This window comes from Clostridium sp. 1001283B150225_161107_B6 (assembly GCF_015556325.1).
Lineage (GTDB): Bacteria > Bacillota > Clostridia > Lachnospirales > Lachnospiraceae > Enterocloster.
In genome coordinates this window covers 15225-42038 of record NZ_JADNMD010000020.1, presented here as the reverse complement: position 1 = coordinate 42038, position 26814 = coordinate 15225, and the positions used below count along the sequence as shown (strand labels likewise).

23 protein-coding genes are annotated in these 26814 nt (G+C 49.4%); 4 read left to right on the top strand and 19 right to left on the bottom strand.

Annotation, left to right across the window (positions count from 1 at the left end):
* Window positions 1-125 precede the first annotated feature (125 nt).
* Window positions 126-1169, top strand: a complete 1044-nt coding sequence (locus tag I2H39_RS28215; protein WP_195628063.1) for a hypothetical protein — start codon at window positions 126-128, stop codon at window positions 1167-1169.
* Window positions 1170-1325: 156 nt separating this feature from the next.
* On the opposite strand, the gene I2H39_RS28210 is transcribed toward I2H39_RS28215, so the two are convergent.
* The 8 genes from I2H39_RS28210 to I2H39_RS28175 form a co-directional block, all read right to left on the bottom strand.
* Window positions 1326-2270, bottom strand: coding sequence for an ROK family glucokinase (locus I2H39_RS28210; protein ID WP_138306419.1), 945 nt, complete (start codon window positions 2268-2270; stop codon window positions 1326-1328).
* 33 nt (window positions 2271-2303) lie between these two features.
* Window positions 2304-3593: a DUF5711 family protein gene (locus I2H39_RS28205; protein ID WP_195628062.1), complete on the bottom strand. Its 1290-nt coding sequence runs from the start codon at window positions 3591-3593 to the stop codon at window positions 2304-2306.
* 103 nt (window positions 3594-3696) lie between these two features.
* Window positions 3697-5187, bottom strand: coding sequence for a LysM domain-containing protein (locus I2H39_RS28200; RefSeq protein WP_195628061.1), 1491 nt, complete (start codon window positions 5185-5187; stop codon window positions 3697-3699).
* A 59-nt stretch (window positions 5188-5246) separates the two neighbouring features.
* Window positions 5247-5846, bottom strand: a complete 600-nt coding sequence (yyaC, locus tag I2H39_RS28195; protein WP_330641100.1) for a spore protease YyaC — start codon at window positions 5844-5846, stop codon at window positions 5247-5249.
* Window positions 5847-6083: 237 nt separating this feature from the next.
* Window positions 6084-7007 carry a sugar phosphate nucleotidyltransferase gene (locus tag I2H39_RS28190; protein WP_195628060.1) on the bottom strand — a complete coding sequence of 308 codons (924 nt, stop codon included), beginning with the start codon at window positions 7005-7007 and terminating at the stop codon, window positions 6084-6086.
* Between the two features lie 50 nt (window positions 7008-7057).
* Entirely contained in the window at window positions 7058-8335 is a 1278-nt protein-coding gene (locus I2H39_RS28185) for a M20 family metallopeptidase (RefSeq protein WP_195628059.1), read from the bottom strand.
* A gap of 68 nt (window positions 8336-8403) precedes the next feature.
* Window positions 8404-9447: a ribonucleotide-diphosphate reductase subunit beta gene (locus I2H39_RS28180; RefSeq protein ID WP_138306414.1), complete on the bottom strand. Its 1044-nt coding sequence runs from the start codon at window positions 9445-9447 to the stop codon at window positions 8404-8406.
* A 68-nt stretch (window positions 9448-9515) separates the two neighbouring features.
* Window positions 9516-11762 carry a ribonucleoside-diphosphate reductase subunit alpha gene (locus I2H39_RS28175; RefSeq protein ID WP_138306413.1) on the bottom strand — a complete coding sequence of 749 codons (2247 nt, stop codon included), beginning with the start codon at window positions 11760-11762 and terminating at the stop codon, window positions 9516-9518.
* A gap of 335 nt (window positions 11763-12097) precedes the next feature.
* Between I2H39_RS28175 and I2H39_RS28170 the strand changes: the two genes are divergently transcribed.
* Window positions 12098-12961 (top strand): YitT family protein, encoded by an 864-nt coding sequence (locus tag I2H39_RS28170; protein ID WP_195628058.1) that lies wholly within the window; start codon window positions 12098-12100, stop codon window positions 12959-12961.
* Here the strand turns inward: I2H39_RS28170 and I2H39_RS28165 are convergent.
* Window positions 12958-14160, bottom strand: a complete 1203-nt coding sequence (locus I2H39_RS28165) for a hypothetical protein (RefSeq protein ID WP_195628057.1) — start codon at window positions 14158-14160, stop codon at window positions 12958-12960. The genes I2H39_RS28170 and I2H39_RS28165 overlap by 4 nt on opposite strands.
* Window positions 14161-14174: 14 nt before the next feature.
* Window positions 14175-15581, bottom strand: a complete 1407-nt coding sequence (locus I2H39_RS28160; protein ID WP_330641103.1) for an MBOAT family O-acyltransferase — start codon at window positions 15579-15581, stop codon at window positions 14175-14177.
* A 256-nt stretch (window positions 15582-15837) separates the two neighbouring features.
* Here I2H39_RS28160 and rpoN point away from each other — a divergent pair, with 256 nt between their 5' ends.
* Window positions 15838-17223: an RNA polymerase factor sigma-54 gene (gene rpoN, locus I2H39_RS28155; RefSeq protein WP_138306409.1), complete on the top strand. Its 1386-nt coding sequence runs from the start codon at window positions 15838-15840 to the stop codon at window positions 17221-17223.
* Window positions 17224-17307: 84 nt separating this feature from the next.
* Here rpoN and citF read toward each other — a convergent pair whose 3' ends face one another.
* The 3 genes from citF to citD are packed head-to-tail and all read right to left on the bottom strand — an operon-like array spanning window position 17308 to window position 19873.
* Window positions 17308-18717: a citrate lyase subunit alpha gene (gene citF / locus I2H39_RS28150; RefSeq protein ID WP_138306408.1), complete on the bottom strand. Its 1410-nt coding sequence runs from the start codon at window positions 18715-18717 to the stop codon at window positions 17308-17310.
* Complete coding sequence (locus tag I2H39_RS28145; protein WP_138306407.1) at window positions 18714-19589, bottom strand: CoA ester lyase; 876 nt, start codon at window positions 19587-19589, stop codon at window positions 18714-18716. The genes citF and I2H39_RS28145 overlap by 4 nt, the downstream gene beginning before the upstream one ends.
* The gene (gene citD / locus I2H39_RS28140; RefSeq protein ID WP_138306406.1) at window positions 19586-19873 is read right to left on the bottom strand and encodes a citrate lyase acyl carrier protein; all 288 of its coding nucleotides are present in this window, start codon (window positions 19871-19873) and stop codon (window positions 19586-19588) included. The genes I2H39_RS28145 and citD overlap by 4 nt, the downstream gene beginning before the upstream one ends.
* Window positions 19874-20136: 263 nt before the next feature.
* Between citD and I2H39_RS28135 the strand changes: the two genes are divergently transcribed.
* Window positions 20137-20766 carry a GntR family transcriptional regulator gene (locus I2H39_RS28135; RefSeq protein ID WP_138306405.1) on the top strand — a complete coding sequence of 210 codons (630 nt, stop codon included), beginning with the start codon at window positions 20137-20139 and terminating at the stop codon, window positions 20764-20766.
* 66 nt (window positions 20767-20832) lie between these two features.
* On the opposite strand, the gene I2H39_RS28130 is transcribed toward I2H39_RS28135, so the two are convergent.
* The 6 genes from I2H39_RS28130 to I2H39_RS28105 form a co-directional block, all read right to left on the bottom strand.
* Window positions 20833-21915 (bottom strand): Ldh family oxidoreductase, encoded by a 1083-nt coding sequence (locus tag I2H39_RS28130; protein WP_138306404.1) that lies wholly within the window; start codon window positions 21913-21915, stop codon window positions 20833-20835.
* Between the two features lie 59 nt (window positions 21916-21974).
* Window positions 21975-22739 carry an N-acyl homoserine lactonase family protein gene (locus I2H39_RS28125; protein ID WP_138306403.1) on the bottom strand — a complete coding sequence of 255 codons (765 nt, stop codon included), beginning with the start codon at window positions 22737-22739 and terminating at the stop codon, window positions 21975-21977.
* A 31-nt stretch (window positions 22740-22770) separates the two neighbouring features.
* Window positions 22771-24060, bottom strand: coding sequence for a TRAP transporter large permease (locus I2H39_RS28120; protein ID WP_138306402.1), 1290 nt, complete (start codon window positions 24058-24060; stop codon window positions 22771-22773).
* 1 nt (window position 24061) lies between these two features.
* Window positions 24062-24523 (bottom strand): TRAP transporter small permease, encoded by a 462-nt coding sequence (locus I2H39_RS28115; RefSeq protein WP_138306401.1) that lies wholly within the window; start codon window positions 24521-24523, stop codon window positions 24062-24064.
* 19 nt (window positions 24524-24542) lie between these two features.
* On the bottom strand, window positions 24543-25628 hold the full coding sequence (locus tag I2H39_RS28110; protein ID WP_171042535.1) for a DctP family TRAP transporter solute-binding subunit: 1086 nt from the start codon (window positions 25626-25628) through the stop codon (window positions 24543-24545).
* A 68-nt stretch (window positions 25629-25696) separates the two neighbouring features.
* The gene (locus I2H39_RS28105) at window positions 25697-26653 is read right to left on the bottom strand and encodes a D-2-hydroxyacid dehydrogenase (protein ID WP_195628054.1); all 957 of its coding nucleotides are present in this window, start codon (window positions 26651-26653) and stop codon (window positions 25697-25699) included.
* Between the last annotated feature and the right edge of the window lie 161 nt (window positions 26654-26814).

Here is a 26814-nt window from a genome sequence, read left to right as displayed (position 1 = left end):
TATTTTACAATACAGGAATGCTTCATAATATCGTAAGACATTTGCCAGGAAATTGTGCTATAGTTATAAGTGGAGAGACACATGATTCATTCCAAAATGATTTGAAAAAGAAAGGACAGGCAGACATGATTACATGGAAAAAAGTGGGCACCGCATTGTTAGTTGCTTCCCTTATTTCTTCCGTCCTGGCTCCTGCGGCCATGGCAGCAAGCAAGAAGAAGGTGGGAAAGATTTACCTCACCATTGACTCCGATATACGTACGGGACGGGACGGCGGAGACGTGGAGGTCACTGCTACCGGAGACAATACCAGTCTCTATTATGTGGACTCCTGGGAGGTCACCAATGATGACGGAGACACCTGGAGCAGTTCCAAGCCGCCTCAGGTGGACATTACCCTGGGCGTGGAGGACGAGGAGGAGTATTATTTTACCAATACCTCTGCCAGCAACTTTAAGCTGACCTTAGGTTCCTCCAGCAAATACCGTTTTGATAAGATTAAGTTCGTAAACGCAAAGCGCAGGGACAGCAATGCCACTCTGATACTTACAGTCCAGCTCATATTTGACAAGGATGCTGATACCAGCTCAGCTGCTGCCCCATCCAACCTTCAATGGGATTCCGCTCATAATGGAAACGGTTCCTGGAACGATGTTTCAAACGCCAAGTACTATCAGACCCAGCTGATTAAAAACGGGGCTGCCATAGGTGAAATCAAGGATATCTACAATACCTCCTATAATTTCAAGGACCAGATTACGGCACCGGGCACCTATCAGTTTAAGGTCCGCTCCGTCAAGTCCAGCAACAGCGCCAAGAGCAGCTGGAACACATCCGGCTCATGGACCGTAAGCGAGGCAGACATCGCTGCCCTGGGCAACGCTGTCACAGACAATTCCCAGCCTACGGCCGGCTCCTGGCAGAGAGCAGCGGACGGCCAGCGCTGGTGGTACAGCAATGCGGACGGTTCCTACCCCGTATCCAGCTGGCAGCAGATTGACGGCCAGTGGTACTACTTCGACCCAGAGGGGTATATGGTCACAGGATGGATTGAATTAGATGGTAAGCACTATTACCTGGATACCTCCACAGGAGCCATGTATGCCAACACGCGCACACCTGACAACTGCTGGGTGGATGAATCCGGCGTATGGATTCCCGGTATGTAGCTGGCTCACTGGATAGGATAGACTGCTATTTTACAATTAACAGACTGTTGCGTCAGCAGGCAAAAAGATAAAGAGGGAGCAGGCACAGTGCCTGCTCCTTTTTAATGAACATAAACATCCGGCAGTGCATGCACCGGAAGGTATCCTGAACACGTCCTACAGCACCAGTCTTGCCGCCCCGTATATGCCCGCGTCATTTCCCAGGGTGGCAAGCCCCAGCTTACCTTTATGTTTGGATATTGGAGTAAAATAGTCATAATGCTTCTGGATGACATCAATCAGGAACTGACCTGCCTTGGACACGCCTCCGCCTATGACAAAAATTTCCGGGTCAACAATCATGACAGCCATGGATAATGCCAGTCCCAGATAGCGTCCCACCACATCCATTACCTCGTTGGCCAGCTCATCTCCTGCCTTGGCTGCATCCAGCACATTCTTTGCCGTGACATTCCCGCCGAATTCCCGCAGAGCAGAGGGCTTATGGCTGGCCTCCATCTTCCTCCTGGCTTCCCTGGCAATGCCGGTGGCTGAACCAATCTGCTCCACACAGCCCACTCCGCCGCAGTTGCAGTGCTCCCACTCCTCATCCCTTACGTGAATGTGGCCAATCTCTCCGCCCAGACCGTGACGGCCGGCAATGATTTTCTCATCAATGATAACGCCGCCGCCCACGCCGGTCCCAAGGGTAATCATAACCAAATCCTTATATCCTTTGCCTCCGCCCTGCCACATCTCTCCCAGTGCAGCAACGTTGGCGTCATTTCCGCTCTTTACAGTAACTCCGTCCAGCAGGCTGCTGAGTTCCTCCTGGGGATTCATCTGGCGCCATCCCAGATTCACGCATACCTCCACGAATCCATCCGGCAGAACCGGCCCGGGCACTCCCAGCCCGATTCCGGCCAAATCCGTCTTAAGGCTCAGACCCTTTTCCTCCATCTTTGCCCGGATGGACTGTGCCACATCAGGAAGGATATACCTTCCGCCTTCCTCCTTACGGGTCTTTACTTCCCACTTGTCCAAAAGTTCTCCTGTGGTCTCAAAAAGACCGATTTTTACCGAAGTTCCTCCTACATCTACTCCGATACATTTCATCCCCATGGTATATACTTCCTTTCCGCTTTTATTCCTGCATCACTGCAGCTTAATTTCCGTCATCTTCTGCGGTCCCATGACCAGAAGGGTTCCCGGGAACCTTCCTGCGGATACCTTGCTGACGGTAAAGTCGAATGTTCCGTTGTATTTCTCCGTACCTGTCATATTGTAGACCTTGCAGGAACTGTCATTATACAAAAGAACCAAATCACCGTCAATATCAAATCCAGTGTACTGATAGTTAAAGGACTTTTCAAATATCTGGTTTCCCTCTTTATCGTAAAGCTTCAGCCTATAAGGGTCGCCGCCTTCCACGTTATCCGTGACAAGGCCGACCTTGTCCTGAGTATAACTGATGCTGCGGATATTCTCCTCCACGGGAATCTGGCTCACCAGCTCCGGAGATGTCTCCACCCTGGTGGAAAAGAACTGGATTCCCTTATCCGTAAATATAACGGAATGACTTTCATCCAGAAACCTTACCCTTCCCGCCATGGCGTCCCCCAGGTCCTTTGGGAAAAATATGCCGACCACACGGTTGGGGTCATTCTTGCCCAGGCCGAAATTATAAAATACCACCTTGCACTTTATCATACCCTGGTCCAGATACATATAGGATGTGATAAGCTGTGTCCCGTTAGGCGACAGGCTTAAGTCCACCGGATACCCGTCGCCGGACAGAAGCGACTTGACCATGATGTCCAGGGAGGTTCCGTCCCTTTTATATAGATAGATATAGCTTGCCTTTGAATCCTCCTGAAGGGCAGCCACCACGCCCTTGGCGGACACCGTGACCCTCAATACGGGCAGCAGTGTGGTGGCCTGTCCCTGGGTCCCGCTTTTATCGCATATGTAGATGCTGTTGCCCTGCTGGTCTCCGATTGCCACAAAGTCACCGTTAACCGATACAACAGGGGACTTCATCTCATAGCTCTGCATCCATACCACCTTGCCCTGGGCATCCACATAGGTTGCCCCGTCCTTGGTGTACTTAAGGACTCCGTCCCCGAAATCCCTGTACCCGCAGAAGCTTCCCTCACCCTGGGCTGCTGCTTCCTGGGCTTCAGCCACCAGGTCCCGTTCCCAGACCGTCTGGTAGTCCGTAAAGGTGTGGTAACGGTCATACCGGAACAGCACCAGGGCTGCTATGGCTGCCAGGGTAATGAACACAGCCAGGATAATCAGGCGCTTCCTGACCACGCGCCGGTGCGCCTTATGGACAATTTCCCGGCTGTCCTCCTCGTCCTGGAAGGGACTGCCGGAAGGCACAATCTGGCGTTTCAGCTGCTTTTTTTTATTTTCACGGCTCATTGAACTGGTACTGCCCATCCTGCGTTCTCCCAAATTTCGTCTTTTGCGTATATGCAATAGTATACAACAATTTTGGATAAAACGCATTATCTTTTTCCGCCAGAAGTTTCCAGGCATGTGCTTACGGAACCAGAAGCTTCTGACCTGCAAATATATTATTTTCATCTGCCAGGGAGTTGACCCGGCAGATTTCATCTATATGCTGCAGGTTATGATACAGTTTAAAACAGATTCCATACAATGTCTCACCGTCCGCCACAGTATAGACCTTATAGCTGGCCGCGGACACGGTCTGGTCCTCACCGTCCCCTCTTCCTCCTGTCGGCGGAAGCGTGGACTCATCAGCCGGAGCCTTTGTCTCCGCTGCTGCCTGGCTCTGGCCGGATTCAGTCTGACCAGTGCCCTTTGAATCTGATTCAGGCTGGAATCCATCCTGGCCGGATGCCTGTCCGCTGCCCTGGCCCGCTCCGCCCGCCTGGCCGCTTCCCTGGCCCGTGCCGGCCGTCTGGCTGCTTCCCTGGCCCGCTCCGCCCGCCTGGCTGCTTCCCTGGCCCGTGCCGGCCGTCTGGCTGCTTCCCTGGCCCGCTCCGCCCGTCTGGCTGTTATTTTCATAGCCCGCCGGACTGCCCTGTGTCGGGGCCAGTGTCTCCGGAGTCACTTTGGCAGGCATCTCATTCCCGTTTTCCGGTGACGGGGCCGTGGTGGGATATACCTTTCCCGACGCCTCCTCTATCACATAATCAGGCTCGTCCGCAGCGGACCAGCCCTTTCCGGAGGGATTCTCGGCTCCGCCCTTTCCTGCAAAGGCCATCAGGCCGTCCTTTATGTTGCCTTCCGGCACCACGGACGCAATGACGCTTTCCATCTGGTGCATTTTCTGGTAGTTGTTGAACATGGCCACGCCGCCTGCCAGTACAGTGACCGCCAGTACGCTGCACAGGCCTGACAGCACTCCCACCGTGCTCCGGTGGCGCCCTGCCTCCACTCTGCGCTCGTCCATTTTCTGCTTAAAGTTCTGGATGACCTTATCATCCACTCCTGTCTCAGCCCTTGGCACATCCTTGCGCAGTATCATGTAATCCTGCATCATCTGGTTGCGCTCGTAATATATGCTGTATCCTCTCAGCTTATAAAATCCGTCAGAGGATGTTATGTAAACAGCTTCTTCACCTTCCAGCCCGCAGTTCAGATACATAAGCTGGTTCTTTCCCGTAAAATACTGGCTGTGCTGTTTCCAGTAGGTCAGGGGACTTAAGGTACAGCCGGGCCCTGCGCATAGGAACCATCCCTGGACCGTGCGCTTGGGAAACATCTGCTCCACATCCTGGTAAGCCTTTTTCCAGGCGTCCTCGGTGAATACCACCTTACCGCCTTCCTCGGTGACTGAATCCATCTCCAGGGCTCCGTCCACAAAAACAAAAGGTATGTCTTCATGGGTCTCCCTGCTTCCCAAAAGCAGCCCCACACGCAAATCAGCCCCCTTGGCCGGCTGGAGGCGTTTTAAATAAGTATTTACATAATCTTCCAGATACAATTTTAAAACCTGGTCCCTCTCACCTATCTGCCGGAAGTTCTTCGGCAGCTTAGGGAAGGGTTCATATAATTCTCCCATAGAATCACCCCGCTGTTTTTAATCCAAACAAGCATAGCAGATTCCCGGCGCAGAATTTGTCATATTATGGCGGCATTTTCCCATAATCGTTCGACAAGAAAAATGCTTTCGCAAATGCAGTCCGCCATCTTCATCACCATGGACAGGCGCACGCTCTGGAGCATAACCGGGTCCCGGCTCCCCACCCCGCCCACGATTCCTGTTATGGCTATGTCGCCTACGGCCTCCAGTTCCTTGGACACGCCCAATCCGGGCTGAAGGGCTCCCCGTCCCAGGGTAGCATATCCCACATGGTCCAGACTGCCCACAGAAGCATCAATGGCCACCACCACATAGTCGGGATAATGAAGCCGTATATATCTGGCATACAGGTCCAGGTTCATGGCATGGACCGGCTTATCAAGGGTTCCGATGACCGCTGCGCCCTTAAGCCTCCGGCTGCGCAGCATATGTCCCACCAGAGGGCCCAGGCTGTCCCCGGTGGACCGGTCTGTGCCGATACAAAGGAACATGATTCCATCCTTTCCCTTGGCCGCCATCTCCTCCCTTATAAGCCGGTCCAGATGCATGGCAAAACCCTCTGTCTCAAAACCTTCTGATGTATTATAATAAGATATGTCTTCCCGTCTCTGTACGTTAAATGTTTTCCATAATTTCATAGCTAAGTTGTCCACCCAAACATGTTATAATCATCGCCCGGCTTAAGTGGGCTGTTTTTATAGTATAGGCTTGGGTATTTGAAATTATGCATGAAAAAAGGACACACGGATTGACAGTATCCGCATGTCCCTGCCAGCCTGGCCGCCATATTATGGCCAAACCAGGGCCTTCCCGGTATGTTCCGGTAGGGCTGTATTTACTTTTGTATTATTTATATCTTCAGATTATAAATCTCCTTATTCAAACAGCTTTTCCTTATAAACCCCTGCTTCTATCAAACCTCTGATGGCATCCGTCACGGCCTGCTTATCTTCCTTATAGGTAACCCCAAACCATTTATCCGGTGTGTCAAGGACGGTCACTCTCGCCCTCTTATTCTGCACCAGGTTGTCTATGATTTTAGGCAGAAGGTATTCTGACTTGATATCCCCTTCTTTCAGACTGTCTAAAAATGCAGGAAATCCATTCTCCAGCTCCTGGACAAAGCCGGCAGGAAGCCCCCACATGTTCATGGAAACCGGCTGGGACGGGCTGATTGACACAGGTGAGCCGCTCTCGTCCGTGGCATGCAGTCCGTCTTCCTTCATCTGGATGTTATAGGTCTCCGTCACATTGGTCAGGATACCCTGTTCGTCCACCTGGCACACGCCTCTGGTAACCGTGCCGTTATCGCTCAGTGTGTTTGAAAGCACAAAACCGCCCATGCAGATATCATAGACATCGGACTGTGAGTCCATACGCTCTGCCATGTAATCATGAATCTTGCGGAATCCTTCCCGCCCATAGTAATCATCTGCATTAATCACAAGGAAGGGGCCGTCCACCATCCCTTTTACCGACAGGACTGCCTGGCCTGTGCCCCATGGCTTGGTCCTCCCGGGTGTCACCTCATATCCGGCCGGAAGGTCCTCCAGTTCCTGGTATGCATACTCCACAGGAATCAGCTTCTCTATCCTGTTTCCTATGATTTCCTTAAAATCCTTTTCCAGGTCTTTCCTGATAATGAATATGACCTTATTAAATCCCGCTTCCATGGCATCGTGGATTGAATAATCCATAATAATCTCACCGCCCGGGCCCACCGGCTCCAGCTGCTTGATTCCGCCGCCAAAACGGCTTCCGATACCGGCTGCCATGATTACCAATGCAGTATCTTTCATCCTCAATTTCTCCTTTGATTTAAACTGGTTACACTATAGCACATTTGACATTAAAAGGCAAAGGGAAAGAATGCCTCCTGCCGTGCCAGTTCGGTAAGCACACGCCTGCACCGGCATACATCCTCATACGGCACATACTCATTGGGCTTATGGGCCAGCTCCAGGCTGCCGGGTCCATAGGACATGCAGTTATGGCTGCCCAGGGTTCCGGCTATGACCGCTGTATCCGTATAGCCGTTAAAGGACCCCACATGTGTGTCCGCCCCTGTCACGCGGTCGCAGACAGACTTAAGGCTGACCAGAAGCGGGGAGCTGCTGTCCTTTTCCACATAGGGACGGTCCCCCGTGATGCGGTAGCTGCCCCTGACTCCCGCAATCTCAGCTTCTGCCGCCTTCACAGCCTCCTCCACTATATTCCTCGCTGCCGCGGTATCTGTGGGCGGAACCAGACGCATGTCAATCCATACCTTGCAGGAATCCGGCACCACATAGGGTCGGTATCCCCCTGTTATCTGTCCAAAGGTCACAGTGGATATGCCCAAATCCTCATGGACCGGACAGTTTCCAATGGCCTTCCTGATATAGCTGACCGCCTCAGCCATGGCCGCAATGGCGTCAGCTCCCTTCCACGGATTGCTGGCATGGGCTGTGATTCCTTCCATGGTCAGCTCAAACCATGTCCGGCCCTTGTGGGCCACCTGTATCTGGCCGTCCGTGGGCTCCGTATCCAGAATCCAATCCTCCCGGCCCACCCAGCCGTCCCGGACAGCGCACTCCACGCCCCGCATAAAATCCTCCTCATCCACGGTTCCAATGAATACAAAGGGCCTCACAGGAAGCTGCCCCGTACTTCCAGCCAGCTCAGCCATGGCCGAAAACGCAGACAGGGCGCAGGCCAGGCCCGACTTCATGTCGCAGGCCCCTCTTCCGTACATACGGCCGTCCTTTACCACTGCTCCCAGAGCAGGCGTCTCTTCCTCCCATCCTTCTCCCAGCATCACCGTATCCATATGGCATATGTACACAAGGGCAGAGTCCCCGGCTGTTTCTCCGGCTGCTCCTCCCGCTGTACCCTTCCTTCCCGGTATGCGGGCCATAAGGTTAAAGCGGCCCGGAAGCACTTCCCTTTGAACCAGTTCAATCTGATTCTTAAGCCCTCCGGCCTTTTCCTCTATCTCATTTGCAAGCCACTTATATATCCACTGTTCAATTTGGCCCTCATAGGCTCCCGGGTCAGAGCTGTCAATCTGTACCAGCTGTCTTGCCAGCTCCCAGGTCCTGCGGTCCCCCTCTTCTCCTGTCACGTTTTCGCTCCTCCTGTTACTCATATAATTGGGCACCGGGCATCCGGTGCTGCGGTTCACGCCCGTATCCCTGCCCCATTATACCCCCATATCTATAAATCATCAATAATGGCAGCACTTTTTGCGTAAGCCGTGCTCTTTGCCTCAAAAAAGTCTGTTTTCACCATATTTGCATTGGAATACTGGTTCACCCATCTCATGGATTCCGGCTCCTGGCCATATCCCTCGTACAATGTGCCAAAGCCCAGTCCGCTCCAGCGCTGGTTTCCCAGATACCGTATGTAGTCCGTAACCATTTCACTGGTCAGGCCCGGGACATCGTCGCCAATCACATAGCATCCCCACCGGATTTCCTGGTCCACCCCCTCCTCCAGCATGGACTTAAGCATATTCACCATCTCCGGCGTAAATAACCGGGGCTCCTCTTTCTTAAGTTCCCCAATCATATTGCGGAACAGCCACAGATGGGTGTTCTCATCCCGGTTGATGTAGCGGATTTCCTGGACGCTGCCGGGCATCTTGCCTCCCCTTCCCAGGTTATAAAAGAACATGAAGCCGCTGTAGAAATAAATTCCCTCCAGAATATAATTGGCCATGATGACCCTGAGAAGAGTCACATCGTCTTTCTTCTCCTGGAATTCATTATACAGATTTCCAATAAAGGTATTGCGGCGCAGAAGGTGTTCATCCTCCTTCCACTGGTACAATATCCGGTCCCGCTCCACCGGGCTGCAGATGGAATCCAGCATATAGCTGTAGCTCTGGCTGTGCACCGCCTCCTGGAATCCCTGTATGGTGAGGCACAGATTCACCTCATTGGCAGTGATATACTGGGCAATACATGGCAGGTTGGCTGTCTGGATGGAATCTAGAAACACCAGAAAACTCAGAATCTTGTCATAGGCAGTGCGCTCCGGGGCAGTCAGGTTCTTATAATCCTTTACATCCGCGCTGAGGTTGATTTCCTCCGGAATCCAGAAATTGTTCATGGCCTGGCGGTACCAGCTGCTGGCCCAGGTATATTTCATATTATTAAAGTCATTGAGGTTGGTAGTGTTTCCGCCAATCATCCTCCGGCTGTTCATATCCGTATCACCCTGAGGGTTAAACAGGGGTTTTGCTGTCAGTATGCTCATAAAGAAAATCCTTTCTAAATCCTGAATACCATGGTCATGGGCCCTGTCTTAACGCGCTGCATAAGCTGTCAGCTGGAGCAGCTTTCGCATTCCTCCACCTCCAGGGACTTGCTGCGCACATAGTAGAGCGTCTTGACCCCGCTCTCCCAGGCCAGTACATAGAGGTTCAGCAGCTGCCGCATGGTATAATTGTTGGTAATGTACAGATTCACGCTCTGGGCCTGGTCAATATGCCTCTGGCGCACGCCTGCCGCCCGTACCGTCCAGGTCTGGTCCATGGTATATCCGCTTTTATACAGCCAGAAGGTCCGCGGTGTCAAATCCGGGGCAACCCTGGGCAGAATCGCGTTCTTTTTCTCTTCCAGATAAAACCGTTTCATCACAGGGTCCAGGCCGGCTGTTGTGCCGGAGAGTATGCTGGTGCTGCTGGTAGGCGCCACAGCCAGAAGATAGGCGTTGCGCATTCCATGCTCTGCCACCCTTCCTGCCAGCTCCCTCCACTCCCTGCTCACAAGGTCCCTCTTTTCAAAGTATGCCCCGGTCTGCCATTCACTTCCCTCAAAATACCGGTAACATCCCTTTTCCTCTGCCAAATCCGCGCTGGCCCTGACAGCCGCGTAATGAATCCGCTCAAATACCTGATTGGCAAATGCCAGGTGTTCTTCACTTTCCCACCGGATTCCGTGTTTTGCCAGCATATGGTGATAACCGCTGACTCCCAGACCGATTCCCCTGTAATTGCGGTTGGTGATTCCGGCGTAGGCCAGGGGATAAAAATTCAGGTCAATCACATTATCCAGGGCTCTCACGGCGCTTGCCACAATCTCCTCCACTTCACCTGCATCCTCCACATGAATGGACCCCAGACATAGGCTGGCCAGATTACAAACCACAAAATCCCCTGGCCGGGTGGTCTGGACCACCGCAGTCTCCCCGTCCACATCCAGCACACGGGTGGATATACGTTCAATGGGCGACATGTTCTGGGCAATCTCCGTGCACAGGTTGGAACAGTATATGATGCCCCGGTGACTGTTGGGATTGGCCCTGTTCACGGTATCCCGGTTAAAGATAAAGGGCGTGCCTGTTTCCACCGCCGACTTGATAATCAGGCGCACCACATCCTTTAACAATACCCTGCGTTTGGATATCCTGTCATCCTTCACACAGTCCAGATACCGTTCTTCCCACTGCTCCCCATAACAGTCCTCCAGGCAGTATCCCTTCACGGTCTGAATCTCATGGGGGCACATCAGGTACCAGTCCTGGTCCAGGTTCTCCTTGGCCATCCTCCAGAACAAATCCGGGAAACAGACTGCCGGGAAAATATCATGTGCCTTCATACGGTCGTCCCCGTTATTGGTCCGAAGCTGAAGAAACTCCGGCAAATCCTTGTGCCAGGCATCCAGATATACCGCAGCAGCGCCCTGGCGCATTCCCAGCTGGTCCACTGCCACAGCCGTATCGTTCACCAGCTTAATCCAGCGGATTACGCCGCCTGCAGCCCCCTCGAAGCCCCGAATCCTGCTTCCCGTTGCCCTGACCTTTCCGAAATACAGGCCCATGCCCCCGCCGAATTTGCTGACCTGGGCAAAATTATCCACGCTTCTGTATATTCCTTCCAGGCTGTCCGGCACCGTGTCAATAAAACAGCTGGATAGCTGGTGATATGGTTTCCTGGCATTGGACAAGGTGGGGGTGGCCATGGTTACCTGCATCCGGCTGAGCATATCATAAAACCGGCGGACCCACTCCATCCTGCACTCCTTTCCTTCTTCCATGGCCAGGTGCAGGGCGATGCCCAGGTACATTTCCTGCGGTGTTTCCAGCGGACGGTGGCTGTGGTCCTGGATAACATAACGCTTAAGGAGCAAATCCAGTCCCGCATAGGTAAAGAGCTTATTTCTTCCGTCATCCAAAAATCCTTCCGCCTGTTCTATTTCCTCCCGGCTGTAGTGCTTAAGGATATAATCACCATACAGCCCCTGGTCTGTCAGATATGAAATCTTTTCATAGAGTCCGCTGATTCCCAGACCCTTAAGCTGTTCCTCCATCTCGCAGGCAAAACGGCAGTACCGCAGCCTGGCCGCCGCAAATTCCCACCGGGGCGCTTCCTTGGAAGTCAGTTCCGCCGCGGAGCGAATCAGCGCTTCCATGGCCTCTGCGGGCTTCATCCCCGGCTTGCGGAAGGAACGGTACCTGTCAAGCAGGCGCTCCAGCCCATATCCCTCCCCCTGGAAATCCGCTCCGATACCTTCCAGGCATGATTCCAGACCTTTATATTCCAAATCTATCTCTATTTTCCTATCCGCCATGATGTCCCTGCACTCTCCTCTGTTCTCATCTGTTTCCTGACATCCGTTTATTCCTTTTCCGGATGCCACGCACACCATTATAAACCATATATATAGTGGTTACAAGCTGTTTTTATGCCGCCAGCACCCCAAATACAGTATTCTCCCTTATTCACAAGGCTTTCCCGGCTACAGTTATATACTTGTGGCTGTTTCAACAAAAAATGTGATTGCGCTTGTAGTGGTTTCAGCCTATTATATGGATGGAACAACAATGATTAAGTGACAGTCAGGTCACAAAGGGGGTAAACTTCCCGCATATCCGGCACACGGAGCAGGTAAGGGAAGCATGGATTATGAACGAGATAAAAAGTCCATTTTGGCGCGCAGCAGCCGAATATGGCATCATTACAGTAAGCATCTGGATTATGGTGGTTGGAATCTACTTTTTCAAATTCCCCAATCACTTTGCATTCGGAGGCGTCACAGGCTTTTCCACTGTGGTAAGTGAAATCAGCCGGTGGTCTGCCAGTGATTTCACATTTATTGTGAACACCTCCCTGCTGGTATTAGGGTTCATTTTCCTGGGAAAGGGTTTTGGGATAAAGACGGTTTACGCCAGTATGGTCATGTCCGTCAGCCTGTCCCTGCTGGAACGGGTCTGTCCTTTAAGCAGGCCCCTGACAACAGAGCCCTTGCTGGAACTGCTGTTCGCCATCTTCCTGCCTGCGGTGGGCACAGCCATCCTCTTTCATCTGGGAGCTTCCAGCGGCGGTACAGATATCATCGCCATGATACTTAAGAAATATACCAGCCTTAATATAGGAACAGTCCTTATGCTGGTGGATGTGGCTGCAGCGGCATCCTCCTTCTTCATCTTCGGACCTGAGACAGGGCTGTTCTCCACCATTGGTCTGGCAGCCAAATCCCTGGTTATCGATGATGTGATTGAGAACCTTAACCTGTGCAAATGCTTTAACATCATATGCGATGATCCGGAGCCGATTTGCGACTATATCATCAACACCCTGCACCGCAGCGCCACGGTATACCATGCACAGGGGGCATTTACCCATCATGAGAAAACGGTAATTATGACCACCATGAAACGCAGCCAGGCATTAAAGCTGCGCAACTATATCCGCACCATTGAACCCACGGCCTTCATGCTGATATCCAATTCCAGTGAAATCATCGGAAAGGGGTTCCTGACCGGCTAAATCCCGGCATTTCCCTCATCCAAAATGGTATCCTCTTTAGGCATCCCTTCCCCGCCCCCAACGGTTCCCAGGCGTTCCAGCAGACCGAACATATAGTCCGTATACCGTTCCGCCGCCTCAATCACCACTGCGTCCGGCTGAATCTCCAGGGCGGCTGCCCCGCAGTCCTCTGTCCGGTAATCCATCAGAGTTACATCCGGGTAATTCCTGGCAAAGTACTCAGCCATGTGCACTCCAAAAGAATCCCTGCAAATAAGGACTTTCCCCGCCTTTCCCGCTGCATCCGAGGAATAGTGGGTGACAGTCTCATGCTCGTTCTGGTAATCCATTTCAAAGGACACATCCTCCCTGTAGCCTGATACCTTAAGGAATGGGTCGTCGTCATAATACTTCTGGAGATTCAGCATGGTTGCCAGGTCCCCGCTGAAGGTTCCCCTTTGGTCAATGTCATAGGCGCGGTATGACTCCGGCGTGAATGCCTCCCCGTCTATATCCTGTATCAGCATCTGGGCCGCCATGAATGCCCCCATATCATTCCAGTGGGTATCATACTTCCGGTATATCTGGCACCAGTCATCCTTGGCCTTTCGGAACTCATCCAGGGGATAATACACAACGCAGTCCGTGTTCTCTCTCAGATATGCGTACAGCAAATCCGCCTTGGATTGTTCATGAACCACCTTCACGGACCATGGCATGTACTCGCTGTACACCTGTTCCTTATTGGGAACCATGTAAAAAATCAACCTCATCCCTTTGGAGGCCAGGTTTGAATCCGCCTGTTTAAGCAGTGTAGCGAACCGTTCCAGCTCCTCTTCACTGTAGTGATTCGTACCCTGGTAGTCTGCAATGCTGTCCTCCATTTCCCCTTTCAGCTTATAGAACATCCATCCGTCCCTTCCCATAAGCACGGCATCGGATGTAACCTCCCCGAACACGTGGATATCTGTTAGCTTTCCAAAAGCCACAATGGGGTTCTTAAAGGCCAGATGGTCATTAAAGTAGGCGTCATACCGGCTCGGGTAGGCTTTAAGGTCCCCGGGATTTCTGAAATCCAGCACCGGCTTTTCCTGGTAAACCCGGTTTTCGTAATTCTCCGTATCCACATAATCCTTAAGAGGTATAAACAGGAGTCTTGGCAGTATCATCATTCCCAGGAACATGCCTGCAAATATATATGCTTTTGTGCGTTGTCTCACCTGCATCCTCCTCTCTAAAACCGGAAATAAATAAATGGATTATAGGTGCTGCCCACAGCCATCACAATGGAGTAGGCAAACAGCAGTATAAGTCCCAGGCATTCGGACAGGTAAATATTCCTGCCGTCCTGCATATGTTTCCTGAAACAGGGAACCAGGGCCTGCAGCGGGCCGCATAGTATGATTCCTATTATCATATACACCGTGGTTTTATGGTTCATATACATGGCTGTATCATAAATACCCGGGCGCAGAAGAAACATCTGCCTGAGCAGGATAATGCCCCTGGTCAGTGAATCCGCCCGGAACATGGTCCAGCCCGCCACAGTGACCAGGAACATATAAACATAGCTGACGGCGGCAGGCAGCCTCTCCAGCCGCCGTTTTAAAAACAGCCGCTCAGCCACCTGCAGACATCCGTAATACAGCCCCCACGCAATGAAGGACAGGCCCGCGCCATGCCAGAATCCGGTGCACAAAAACACAATCATCAGATTGCGGCAGGTTGCCAGTGTCCCCTTTCTGCTTCCTCCAAGGGGGATATAGAGGTAGTCCTTAAACCAGCCCGAGAGGGATATATGCCACCTGCGCCAGAATTCTCCCACTGTCTTAGCCAGATACGGATAATTAAAATTCTCAGTCAGTTCAAAGCCCAGCATCTTTCCAAGGCCCACCGCCATATCCGAATAACCGGAAAAATCAAAATAAATCTGCAGTGTATACAGGATTCCCACATACCAGCCCAAGCCTCCGCTGATTTGGTCCATGGGATTGGCAAGCACCTTGTCCACCACGCCGCCGAACTGGTTGGCAAGTATCAGCTTCTTGCTCAGCCCGTAGATAAACCGTCTGGCTCCGCAGGCAAACAGCTCCGGCGTCACATGGCGGTCCCTGATGCATGCCCCCATCCCCTGATAGCGCTCAATGGGACCCTGTATCATCTTGGGAAAAAAGGATATATAGAGCCCCAGGTTCAGCGGATTTGGCTCAGCCGCAATGGTTCCCCGGTACACATCCGCCACATAGGATATCATCTGAAACGTGTAAAAGGATATACCCACCGGCAAAAGCAGATTCCTTGGCTCCGCCACAGTCCCTCCTGCCAGCTTATTGGCGAGTCCTGCCAGGAAATCAAAGTACTTAAAATATCCCAGAAATACCAGATTCACCGCCACCAGCAGGACAAGGAGCAGCCTGTTCGGGGTAACGGCAGCCTCTTTGCCTCTGCCCCGCATGGCCTCCATCCCCATGGCTCCTGCGTAGTTCACCGTCAGAGACAAAAGGAGAAGCCATATATATTCCTGCTCGCCCCATGCATAAAAAATAAAGCTCATGGCCAGCAGAAACAGGTTGCTTAACCTGATTGGCAGCATCAGATTGATGACCAGCACAAAGGGGAGAAACAGCCATAAAAATATCATGGAACTAAATAGCATGAAATGGTTTCCTTCCTGAATTCATTTTTCCGGCCAGCCCCTGCGGTCCGGACCATGGCGATATTATAACATGCCTTTGGGGGATTTTAAAGGATGACTTACTCCGGTTCTTTTCACCGCTCTAAATGCCCAAGTGCATCATTGTACCAAAAGGCCATCTGTGTTATAATTATCTCAATTGAAATTTTTCCCCACTCATGCATTAAAAGCTATATGAGATATCACGAAAGAAGGAAGTGTTATGGATTTAAAATTACAGGTAAAGCAAACCCAGACTTTATCACAGCGGATGATTCAGTCAGCTGAGATTCTTCAGATGACATCTCAGGAACTGAATACCTATATCAATGAACTGGCATTGGAAAACCCGGTAATCGACATCGTAGAACCTCCCACGGCGGAGGAACAGCGCGAGTCCATTGAACAGCAGGAATGGCTCAATTCCTTTAATGAAGAGAATTACTATCTGTACCAGCGCCAGAATAATGACGATGACTACGACTTTAAGTCCAGCTGGAATATCAATACGGACGACGGCGAGACCCTTCAGGACTATCTGTGGTCCCAGCTCATCACGGAAAACTTCACGGACCAGGAAACGGAAATCATTAAGTTCATGCTGGAATGTCTTGACAACAAGGGCTATCTGGAGGAGAGTATCGAGACCATTGCCTCCTATTTTGGAACCAATGCAGAGATTGTGGAAGACCTCCTGTCCGGCCTCCAGGCCCTGGACCCGGCCGGAGTCTGCGCCCGCACTCTGGAGGAATGCCTTAAGCTGCAGCTGGAACGCAGGGATATGCTGACCCCGGTACTGGAATCCATCATTGACAGCTGCCTTGAAATGGTTGCCAAGAACCAGATTCCGGCCATTGCCAGGAAACTGCGCCTTTCCCCCACTGAAACCGCCGGTTACTGCCAGATAATCAAATCCCTGAATCCAAAGCCAGGCGTATCCTTCAGCAGCAGGGACCAGCTGCGCTACATCATACCGGATGTGACCATTGTAAAATTCAAGGACCATTTTGACATTCTGTTAAATGAATCCATGTATCCTACCATTGAGCTTAACAGCTATTACCGCCAGATGAACCAGAATCCGGAATCCTCCGAATTAAAAGAATACCTGGGCAATAAAATCCGTCAGGCCGAGTGGGTGAAGCAGTGTGTAACCCAGCGCGGCAAGACGCTGATGCAGGTATCCAGGGCCATCCTTGAGCACCAGGAGGAATTCTTCACCTTCGGTCCTGCCCATCTGAATCCCTTAAAGCTGGCGGATATTGCCCAGGAACTGGACATTCACGAATCCACTGTCAGCAGGGCTGTCAGCAAGAAATACCTTCAGTGCTCCTGGGGGGTATACCCCATGAACTTCTTCTTCTCCCGCAGCGTTGCTGTCCAGGAAAGCAGAAGCAATGAAAGCGGCGCCCAGTCCGTGACTGCCGCGGATATCAAGCGGGTGCTTCGTGAAATCATAGAGGAAGAGAACAAAAAGAAGCCTTACAGCGACCGCCTTCTGGGAGAAAAGCTGGCGGAACGCGGCATATCCATTTCCCGCCGGACCGTTGCCAAATACAGGGAAGAGGAAGGAATTGCGGATGCCAGCGGGCGTAAGGAGTATGTATAAATAATCTCATGGCCACATACCTGAAAAGGTGCTGCAGAATACCATAAAATTCTGTAGCACCTTTTATACTCAGATATAGGCCTGTCACTCCCTCACTTCAAATATCTCATCCAGAAGCGAACCGTCCCGGTTCAGTACCTGTGCGACTACCCTGCCCTTATTTCGTTCAGACAGGCTGGGAATTCCATTAATCTTATATGCCAGCTCCACCAACTCTTCCATGGTCTTTAGGGGCAGCCCGGCATCTTCCATCTTCTCAGCCAGCCCTTTATGAACCGGATTCACTGTAATTCCATATTGTGTTACCAGCATATCGACGGAGCTGCCGGGCGTTGATACACACACTACCTTATCTACAACAACAGGCATTCTCGCCCTGCTTAAAGGCGCAACTATAATGGTTAGCTTGGCACATTCCGCCACATCCGTATGCCCTCCGGAGCCGCCGATAATATATCCCTGCGAATCCGTATGTACATTTACATTAAACCCTTTGTCTATCTGCGTCGCCCCCAATACTACCACATCCAGGGAGGATGCCGCTGAGCTTTTAGCTGTAGGACTGGCATAATGGCTGGCTGTGATTTCACGGTGTCTTGGATTCATACGAATGGATTCAACTGCTTTTAAATCGAAGCACTGCACATCCTGAATTGCATGAAAGCATCCTGCTTCCAGCATATCTACCATATATCCTGTGATGCCGCCCAATGCATAGCTCCCCTTAATATTTCTTTCCAGCATGATATCTTTGAGAAAACCAGCAACTGCCAATGAGGCGCCTCCTGCTCCTGTCTGAAATGAAACCCCATCTTTCAGAAGCCCTGAGGCTGCAATTGCGTTTGCTGCATACTCGGCAATCCTTAATGCAATGGGGTCTTTTGGCATCTTTGTGGTTCCGGATACAATTCCGGCCGGATTACCGATTTGTTCCACACATACAACATAATCCACATAATCCTCTGATATGGAAAAATCCCATAACGGATACTCTTCCAGATTGTCTGTTATCACCACTACCTTGTCAGCACACATTGCATCTGCAAAGGCATATCCCAGTGAACCGCATGCAGACTTTCCATACTTCCCTGAACAGTTCCCCATGGAGTCCGAGGAAGGAGCAGCAATAAACGCGACATCAATTTTAGACTCTCCCTGCTCTATGGCGCTTGGCCTTCCGCCATGTGTACGGAATGTAACAGGTTTCTCCAATATCCCCTCTGATATGGCCCGTCCCACAACAGGTCCGATATAGTTCGTCTCCAGACCCGTTACCACACCGCTGCGGATATGTCCAATCAAAGGCTCATGTCCGTCATGAATGGAACTTGCATTGATTTTAATATCCCGGATTCCCATGGCGGCAATCTCTTCCATCACCATGTTCAGCACATAATCGCCGCTCCTCAGATGATGATGGAAGGATATACACATTCCATCCTTTAAACCGCACCTGCGGATTGCTTCCCGAATTGTCCCTGCAAGTTTGCTCATCGATAATCCACCCCCTCTATTTCAGAAGCTGCCTCCAATACCAGCCGCGCTCTCTGCACAATGGGAGCGTCTATCATTTTACCTCTTAAAGAAATAGCCCCTTTCCCTTGCTCCCTGGCCTGCCTGATTGCCTCAAAAACATCCTTTGCATATGCAATCTCCTTAGGACTTGGGCTGAATATTCTGTTTACGCATGCAATATGCCGCGGTGAAATGACTGCTTTTCCGGTATATCCCATCCCCTTTGCAAGACGGGCGTCCCTTTCCAATCCTTCCAAATCCTCCACATCTGTAAATGGTGTATCATATGCTTCAATCCCTGCCGCCCTGGCAGCACATACCATTCTGCCCCTGGCATATGCAATCTCATCCCCCTCTTTTGTCCTGGGGCATCTGAGGTCCGCTGTCAAATCCTCTGCCCCCAGATATAATGCCTCCATTCTTCTGCTTGCCGCTGCAATCTCATATGCATTCTCAATGCCTAATGTTGTTTCTAACAGCGGGATTAGCTTTATGGACCCTGACTGGAGTCCGTTTTTCTCCTCTATGACGCTCATTCGGTCTGACAGTGTTTTAATGTATGATGCATCGCTGACCTTTGTGGGCATTATCACATCCGGCTTCAAAGGTATCATGTCCTCTAAATCCTCTTCCCAGAAAGGAGTGCCTAATGCATTAATACGTATAATGATTTCACATTTACCGAAGTCCAGATGCCTTAACGCATGGCTCACCAGCTCCCTGGCGGCATCCTTCTGGTCCGGGGCGACCGCATCCTCCAAATCAAAGATAATACTGTCCGCTCCAAGGAGTCCGCCGTTCATAATCATGTTAGGACTGTTGCCTGGCAAAAACAACATTGTACGCCTCATGCTATTCCCCCCTCATTTGCAGATACGGACGCCCTCTTGACCGCGGTAATAAGCCTGGCGCGGATTGTACAGTCAAGAGCGCCATGGTCAACTGCCTCAACCACCGCCCCCCGAACCCCTAACCGCTCAAGTTCTTCCTGAATGGAAGAGATAATACTATTTCCATAATACTTTTCAACCGTTGAATTTAGTCTTATATTGATTCCTTCCTCTTTTGGCGCAACGGTAATCATAATATCGCTTGATTCTAATGTACCGGCAACCGCCGTTTTTTCTATAACCATTCCAGACCGCCTTCCATTTATTGCGTAATGTGTTAATGTTGTAATGTATCCATTTGGCATTTATATGATAACTCATATTTTTAATCAATACAAGTGCTGCCAATTGCTTTTTTTAAAATTGTGTTTATTCATAAAAAAAGACATATATTTTTGTGCAAATATATCCATTTGCATTTTATCCATTTATACTTATATCATTGACATCAAATTCTTTTCCATTTATACTAAATTAAAACGGTTATGTGAAGGGAGTGTCATTAATTATGCGTCAGATAGACAGTCTGTTAACCCGCGACAAAATAGTAGCTGAATTACGGCGTGAAATACTATATGGTAGTCTTAAGCCCCATCAGGAACTTTATCAGGATAAAATAGCCGAAGAATTAAATGTATCGCGCATGCCTGTACGTGAGGCACTACAGATATTGGCTAATGAAGGTCTGGTCCATGTCAGGCCCAATAAAGTTGCAACTGTTAACGAGATATCCGGCAAGTTTTTAAAGGACTTTTTTGAAATACGTCTTTTGCTTGAAAAAGAAGCAATCTGCCGAATCTGCAAACGTGAAATTGACCCGGCACCTTTGTGGGAATACTATGAACTGGCTGAGAAGGCGATTCAGTTCAATGATTTCAGCCGGTTTAACACATATAACGGCATGATTCACCAATTCATCTGGCATGGCGCGGATAACATAAAATTAGAGCAGCTTCTGTCCCAGCTCTGGCATACCATGAATGTGGATAACTATGCCAAAGAGTCTGCAATCCAGTCGAATATAGAACATAAAATTATTATTCAAAGCATTATAGACCATGATGAAAAAACCGGATGCGAGACCATCGCCAATCATCTCAACCGGAGCTACGAAGGCATGATGGCACGGCTTTCCTAAACAGTAAAAGGCGGAGTTTACGGCCCCGCCTTTTTGTTCTGGTACAGCGTTTAATCAGAGCAGCCTTTAGAGCAAAACATGTTCCGGAAGATGATATCTGCGCGCTATCTCATTGTTCTCCTCTATTACTTCACAGGGATACACGATTCCCTCCTTAAGGGCTTTCTGATAGTTCCGCGCTTCTATTTCTCCGGGTACATATATTTCCTCTACCCCGTCAACTTTCTTTCCGCTTTTTATGTAGCCAACAGCCTCATCCATTCTTTTTTTGAATTTATTTATATCATCAACCGCATTGATATCAATGCACTGAAACAGATGTCCGGAATTCTGAACTTTTTGGGGCTCCTCATATAAATCTATTATATCCGGCCCAAAGCTGGAATTATTTAATACAGCTGCAAGGACAGCATTCATGAAAGTCTGTCCGTATCCTTTATAACCTGCAAACGGCTGTACCGTTCCCCAATACGCTGCTTCCGGGTTTGTGGTCGGCTTTCCGTTTACATCCAAAGCCCAGGTATCGGGTATTGGCGCGTGGGTCTTTCTTGCCATCACAATCTTACCTCTTGCAGCCACACTTGTAGCCATGTCAAGAATAACATCCGGCCTGTCTAAACATGGTACTCCTATCCCATACGGATTATTTCCCAATTGCCGGTCAGTTCCTCCCCATGGCGCCATGATATTGACACAGTTGATGGTCCAGCAGAATCCAATCATGCCTGCCTTTGTGGCCATCTCAATAAAATGGGCGCAGGTACCAAAGTGATTGCTTCCTGTTACGGATACTGCGGAGGTTCCATATTTTCCGGCTAAATGGATGGCGGTTTCCATACTGTACGTTCCCACCACCATTCCCATTGCATTATGGCCATCAATTAAAGCTGTGGCTCCAACCTGCCTGACTGTCTCCGGCTGCGCCGCAGGGTCCGTTCCTCCCTGCTCAAAACGGGCCAGGTATAGAGCGTTCCTTTGAATCCCGTGAGAATATACCCCCCTGGCATCAGCCTCCACCAGATTTTCAGCCACACAGGCAGCATCTTTTTCCGACATACCTGCCGCCATATACAGCTCTCTTTCAAAAGCCTCTGCTTTCGGCAATGGAATTATCTTTTTTTCATTAAATTTATAATCTGAACTAGACATAGGTATTTCTGCCCCCTAAGCGATATTCCTGTCCCCGGCTCATATATCCATGAGTTTTCTTATCTCTCCGGAGGATAGACACGCTCTTCAAATACGCGGCCGTCATGTCCGGGAAGGATATAATCGCATATCTTCTCAATCTTATCATACGTCCTGTAGCACTGGTTCAAATCCACATGAATCGCTGAAGGAATATGCCTCATGACTCCGTTTCCTTCCCAATTATCAAACCTTCCCAGGCAATCGCTGGCAATCAGATAACGGCCATTATCCGTATCAACTAATACGCCCTGAAAACCAGGCGTATGGCTGGGAATAAAAGTAAGCTGAATCCCCGGATATAAATCCACATCACCGTCCACCAATTCGTATTGGTCCATTGTTTTCTTAAAAGGAGGCTTTAAGCCAATCTCCTCCGACTCATAATACGCCCACTGTGTGGGCAGCGGCTTCATGGCAAAATCCATCTCGGATTTCTGAACATATATCTTCTTCCCCGGAAAAAGGTCATTATTCCAGCAGTGGTCCCAATGGAGATGGGTATTGACCACACAGGTAATATTTTCCGGACACACTCCATGGCCCTTCAATACATTTAACAACAGCATATCCTCTGTCTGGACAATGGGATGGTGATGCACCTTCGACCACTCCGGGTCCCCGCATCCCGTATCCACTAATATATTTCTTCCATTCCCTTGTATCAGATATGCGATGATGGGTGTTATCAGTTTTTCACCCGCCCCCTGCAAATATAAAAGTGTTGATTTTTCATGCTTCTGAAACTCTCCTAATTTCAAGGGATATATCTTGTATGTCTCCATAAAATCATTCAACCTCTCTTTTCGCCTTCCCTTACATCATTCCCAACGTCTTTGGAAGCAGTAATACGATATCAGGGAATATTGTTATGAGTATCAGGGCAACCACACCTGCCGCCACAAACCCTATAATTTCTTTTGATATCTTGCCTAAGGTTATATTGGCAATGCGGCAGGCCGGATACAGATTGACTGCCACCGGAGGGGTTGTGAATCCAATGGCAATGCCGACTGTCAATACAACGCCGAACCATATGGAACTCATTCCCAGCTGTGTTACAACCGGCAGAAACAGCGGAACAAAAATATATGCAATGGAAATACCGTCGATAAATACACCGGCAATAATAACCATAAGGTCAATCAGCAAAAGAATTACGATACGATGGTCCGATACCCCCAGAAGGGCTGTCCCGAACCTGGTTGCAATACCCTGGGATGTGATTAACCATGTCATGGCCCCTGCGTTTGCCATGATAATCAATATGCTGGCGGAGCTGACTCCCGCATCCGCAAGTATGTGCCATAAATCTTTCACATTAAATTCTTTGTAAACAAATAAACCAATTAAGAGACTGTAGATTACTGCAACCACTGCTGCTTCCGTGGGTGTAAAGATACCGCCGTATATGCCGCCCAGTATAATAATGGGAGAAAATAAGCCCCAGATGGCCTCCCTGAATCCATGAAGCACCTCTTTGACAGTTCCGAAGCGCTCCCCCCTGTATCCATGTCTCATTGAGTAGATAAATGCATATACAATAAAACAGATTCCCATTAAAATTCCCGGAATAATGCCCGAAATAAACAGCGTGCCAATCGAATCCCCGGAGATAACTCCGTAAACCACCAGATTAATACTGGGAGGAATGACAACAGCAACAGCGCTGCTGGCCGCTATGAGAGCCGCTGCAAATCCCTTGTCGTATCCGTCCTCAATCATGGCAGGTATAAGTATACTTCCAAGGGCTGCCACGGTAGCAGGACCTGAACCGGATATGGCTCCCCAAAACAGGGTAACCACAATGGAGATAATTCCAAGACCTCCCGGAACCGGTCCGGTCAACAACCGCGCAAATGCAATAATTCGTTTGGATATCCCCGATTTTTCCATAATAAAACCTGCTAAAATGAAAAACGGCACGGCTAACAGTGTATACTTTGAAAGGCCGGCATTAATGGTGTCCAGATACATCCCTAAAGGAATGCCGTATAATATCATAGTAATGATGGTAGACAACCCCAGTGAAACCGCAATCGGTATATTCATCAGTACCAGCAGAAAGAATAAGATAAGAAGGATGAGCCCAATCTCAATATTCAAATTAAGCCACCTCCTTTAGCTTTCTTACTGTAAACTGGATTGTCCTGAAAATATACAAAACAGCTCCAATGGGATAAGCAATCTCAAACATCCATGTCGGCCATCTTAATATGGGAGTTCTCTGGCCATATTTCAACATCATTCTGACTGCTTCAATTCCCTGCTTAAATAAAAGTGCGAATAATAGAATGCTGCCAATGGCTGACAGTAAAATAAAGACCTTCTGAATATTGGGCGGACATAAATCCACCAGAGCGCTTAAGCCCATGTTGGCGCCCCGGGCGCAGGCCGCGGAGGCCCCGATAAACGAGGACACCGCGAATAAATACACAACCAGCTCTTCTGAGAAGGAGAATGACCATCCTGTTATGTACCGGCAGAATACGTTAATACCCTGGATTGACAGCATAATCAGCAATGTACCCGCAATGATGTGTTCCTCTAGAATCAGTTTCTTTTTCATATGCTATGCGCCCCCCTGCTTACTGGTTAGCTGCCTGCAGCGCACCCATCAACTCCGGATTAAAGTCTGCATAATATCCTTCCACAACAGGAACAGCAACATCTTTAAATGCCTGGATTTCTTCAGGTGTAAGTTCTGTAACCGTTGTTCCGCTCTGTTTAATCAATTCAACATTCTCTGCCAATGCATCCCTGGATAATTTCTTCTGGTAGTCGCATGCTTCAATTGCAGCCTTCTGAATTGCCTGCTGTGTTTCCGGACTAAATGATTCCCACAGCTCCAGGTTAAACATCAGTGGATGAGGCTCGTAAACATAGTTCCAGATAGTCATATAATCCTGTACCTCATAATACTTCTGCGGAACAATAACTGTTGATATGGGGTTTTCCTGCCCGTCAACTGTCTTCTGCTGAAGCGCTGTAAAGAGCTCGCTGAAATTCAGGTCCATTGGATTTGCTCCCATTGCCTTGAATACATCAAAAATCATGGTGCTTCCAATGGCCCGAAACTTTATGCCCTTCATATCTTCCGGGGTTTTAATTTCCCTCTTGCTGTTGGTAAGCTCCCTGTACCCATTTTCAGCATATGCAACTGCAATATATCCCTTTTCTTTTAAAATCTTGTTCAGTGCCGCATCCACATCCGTTCCGGGCCTTAAGGCAGCGTCTATTGCATCCGTGTCCTTCCATAAAAATGGTATGCACAGAGCATTCAGATTTGGTTCTATGCTGCACTGTACCAATGGTGAAAGCCAGCCGCAGGAAATAGTTCCTTTCTGCACCATCTCAATCGCTCCTAACTGGTTCCCGCTGGCCAATGACGAATTGGGATAAACCTCTACTTCATATGCCCCGTCTGTATATTGGTTTACCAGCTCAGCAAATTTTTTGCCTGCTTCGTAATGTGCCGAATTTTCAGACAATGCAAACGTCAAGGTCAGCACCTGGGCCTTGGACGGCTCTGCTGACTCCGCGGCTGTCTCAGAGCCGGATTGTGCCGCGCTTGTATTTGCTGTACCCGGGCTCTGAAGGCTTCCGCAGCCTGATAACCCCACTGCCAAAGAAAGAACTGCGCTAAGTGCAATGAATTGTTTCCTTAATCCCATAATAAATACCTCCATAAATATTGATGTAATTCCCCACAGTTATAAATCTATTTCACAATTTTACAAAATTAATTAACAACATTAACTGGTGCGTCCCCCAAAAATGCTTTCAGGTTTCCTACTGCTAAATTCATCAGTCTCTGGCGGCTCTCCTTCGGCGCCCAGGCCATGTGAGGTGTAATAATCATATTGGGGGCATGGAGGAGGGGATTATCCGGGCTAATAGGTTCTTCGGATACAACATCCACTGCTGCCCCTGCTACCTTGCCTGAAATCAGAGCATCCCGCAAATCTTCTTCTACAATCAAAGGCCCCCTGGAGTCATTAATAATCATCACTCCATCTTTCATTTTAGATATGGTGTCACGGTTGATGATGCCCTGTGTGTCAGGGAACAGCGGGCAATGGAGAACAACGACATCTGATTCAGAAAGAAGTTCATCCAGCTCCGCATAATGACAGGTACCTGATTCCAGCTCTGGTCTTCTGAAGGCATCATATGCCAGTATATTCATGCCCAAAGCCTGTGCAATCTTAGCTGTTCCCTGTCCTATTTTTCCAAAACCAATTATCCCCATTGTTTTTCCTGCCAGCTCAATGAGAGGAAATTTCCAGAAACACCAGTCAGGACTGGAGGTCCACTCTCCTCTTTTTACACAGTCAGCATGAGCTCCCACATGATGGCACATCTCCAGCAATAAAGCAATGGTATATTGGGCAACTGCATCTGTCCCATAAGTAGGAATATTGGACACTATGATACCTGCACTGCGCGCAGCCTTCACATCCACAACATTGTACCCTGTTGCCAGTACACCGATAAATTTAAGGTTGGGAGAATTTTCAATCACCTTACTGGTAATCGGAGTCTTATTGGTAAATACAGCCTCCGCATCACCAATCCGTTCTAAAACCATTTCTTCTGAAGTTCTCTCATACACGGTTAACTGCCCCAATTGATGAAGGCCATTCCAGCTTAAATCTCCTGGATTTAAAGTGTAACCATCCAATACTACAATTTTCATGACATTACCTCCTTACTGCCATTCTTACTACGCATTTCCTCGTCCAACTGGATATTGTATAAATGGATACATTTGACATTACATGATTAAGGATATACTTTTTTGTATATATTGTCAATACATATCATGTTCTGATTTCATTTTTGGCACATTTGCCATAT

Coding starts and splice junctions, on each gene's coding strand:
- I2H39_RS28160 (WP_330641103.1), bottom strand. CDS start 15,581: ATGATATTTTTATGGCTGTTTCTCCCCTTTGTGCTGGTCATCAATCTG.
- I2H39_RS28135 (WP_138306405.1), top strand. CDS start 20,137: ATGCGTCAGATAGACAGTCTGTTAACCCGCGACAAAATAGTAGCTGAA.
- I2H39_RS28130 (WP_138306404.1), bottom strand. CDS start 21,915: ATGTCTAGTTCAGATTATAAATTTAATGAAAAAAAGATAATTCCATTG.
- I2H39_RS28180 (WP_138306414.1), bottom strand. CDS start 9,447: ATGAGCATACTGACAGCAAAACCCCTGTTTAACCCTCAGGGTGATACG.
- I2H39_RS28200 (WP_195628061.1), bottom strand. CDS start 5,187: ATGGGAGAATTATATGAACCCTTCCCTAAGCTGCCGAAGAACTTCCGG.
- I2H39_RS28215 (WP_195628063.1), top strand. CDS start 126: ATGATTACATGGAAAAAAGTGGGCACCGCATTGTTAGTTGCTTCCCTT.
- I2H39_RS28205 (WP_195628062.1), bottom strand. CDS start 3,593: ATGGGCAGTACCAGTTCAATGAGCCGTGAAAATAAAAAAAAGCAGCTG.
- I2H39_RS28105 (WP_195628054.1), bottom strand. CDS start 26,653: ATGAAAATTGTAGTATTGGATGGTTACACTTTAAATCCAGGAGATTTA.
- I2H39_RS28175 (WP_138306413.1), bottom strand. CDS start 11,762: ATGGCGGATAGGAAAATAGAGATAGATTTGGAATATAAAGGTCTGGAA.
- I2H39_RS28190 (WP_195628060.1), bottom strand. CDS start 7,007: ATGAAAGATACTGCATTGGTAATCATGGCAGCCGGTATCGGAAGCCGT.
- I2H39_RS28110 (WP_171042535.1), bottom strand. CDS start 25,628: ATGGGATTAAGGAAACAATTCATTGCACTTAGCGCAGTTCTTTCTTTG.
- I2H39_RS28185 (WP_195628059.1), bottom strand. CDS start 8,335: ATGAGTAACAGGAGGAGCGAAAACGTGACAGGAGAAGAGGGGGACCGC.
- I2H39_RS28170 (WP_195628058.1), top strand. CDS start 12,098: ATGAACGAGATAAAAAGTCCATTTTGGCGCGCAGCAGCCGAATATGGC.
- I2H39_RS28210 (WP_138306419.1), bottom strand. CDS start 2,270: ATGGGGATGAAATGTATCGGAGTAGATGTAGGAGGAACTTCGGTAAAA.
- citF (WP_138306408.1), bottom strand. CDS start 18,717: ATGAGCAAACTTGCAGGGACAATTCGGGAAGCAATCCGCAGGTGCGGT.
- citD (WP_138306406.1), bottom strand. CDS start 19,873: ATGGTTATAGAAAAAACGGCGGTTGCCGGTACATTAGAATCAAGCGAT.
- yyaC (WP_330641100.1), bottom strand. CDS start 5,846: ATGAAATTATGGAAAACATTTAACGTACAGAGACGGGAAGACATATCT.
- I2H39_RS28145 (WP_138306407.1), bottom strand. CDS start 19,589: ATGAGGCGTACAATGTTGTTTTTGCCAGGCAACAGTCCTAACATGATT.
- I2H39_RS28125 (WP_138306403.1), bottom strand. CDS start 22,739: ATGGAGACATACAAGATATATCCCTTGAAATTAGGAGAGTTTCAGAAG.
- rpoN (WP_138306409.1), top strand. CDS start 15,838: ATGGATTTAAAATTACAGGTAAAGCAAACCCAGACTTTATCACAGCGG.
- I2H39_RS28115 (WP_138306401.1), bottom strand. CDS start 24,523: ATGAAAAAGAAACTGATTCTAGAGGAACACATCATTGCGGGTACATTG.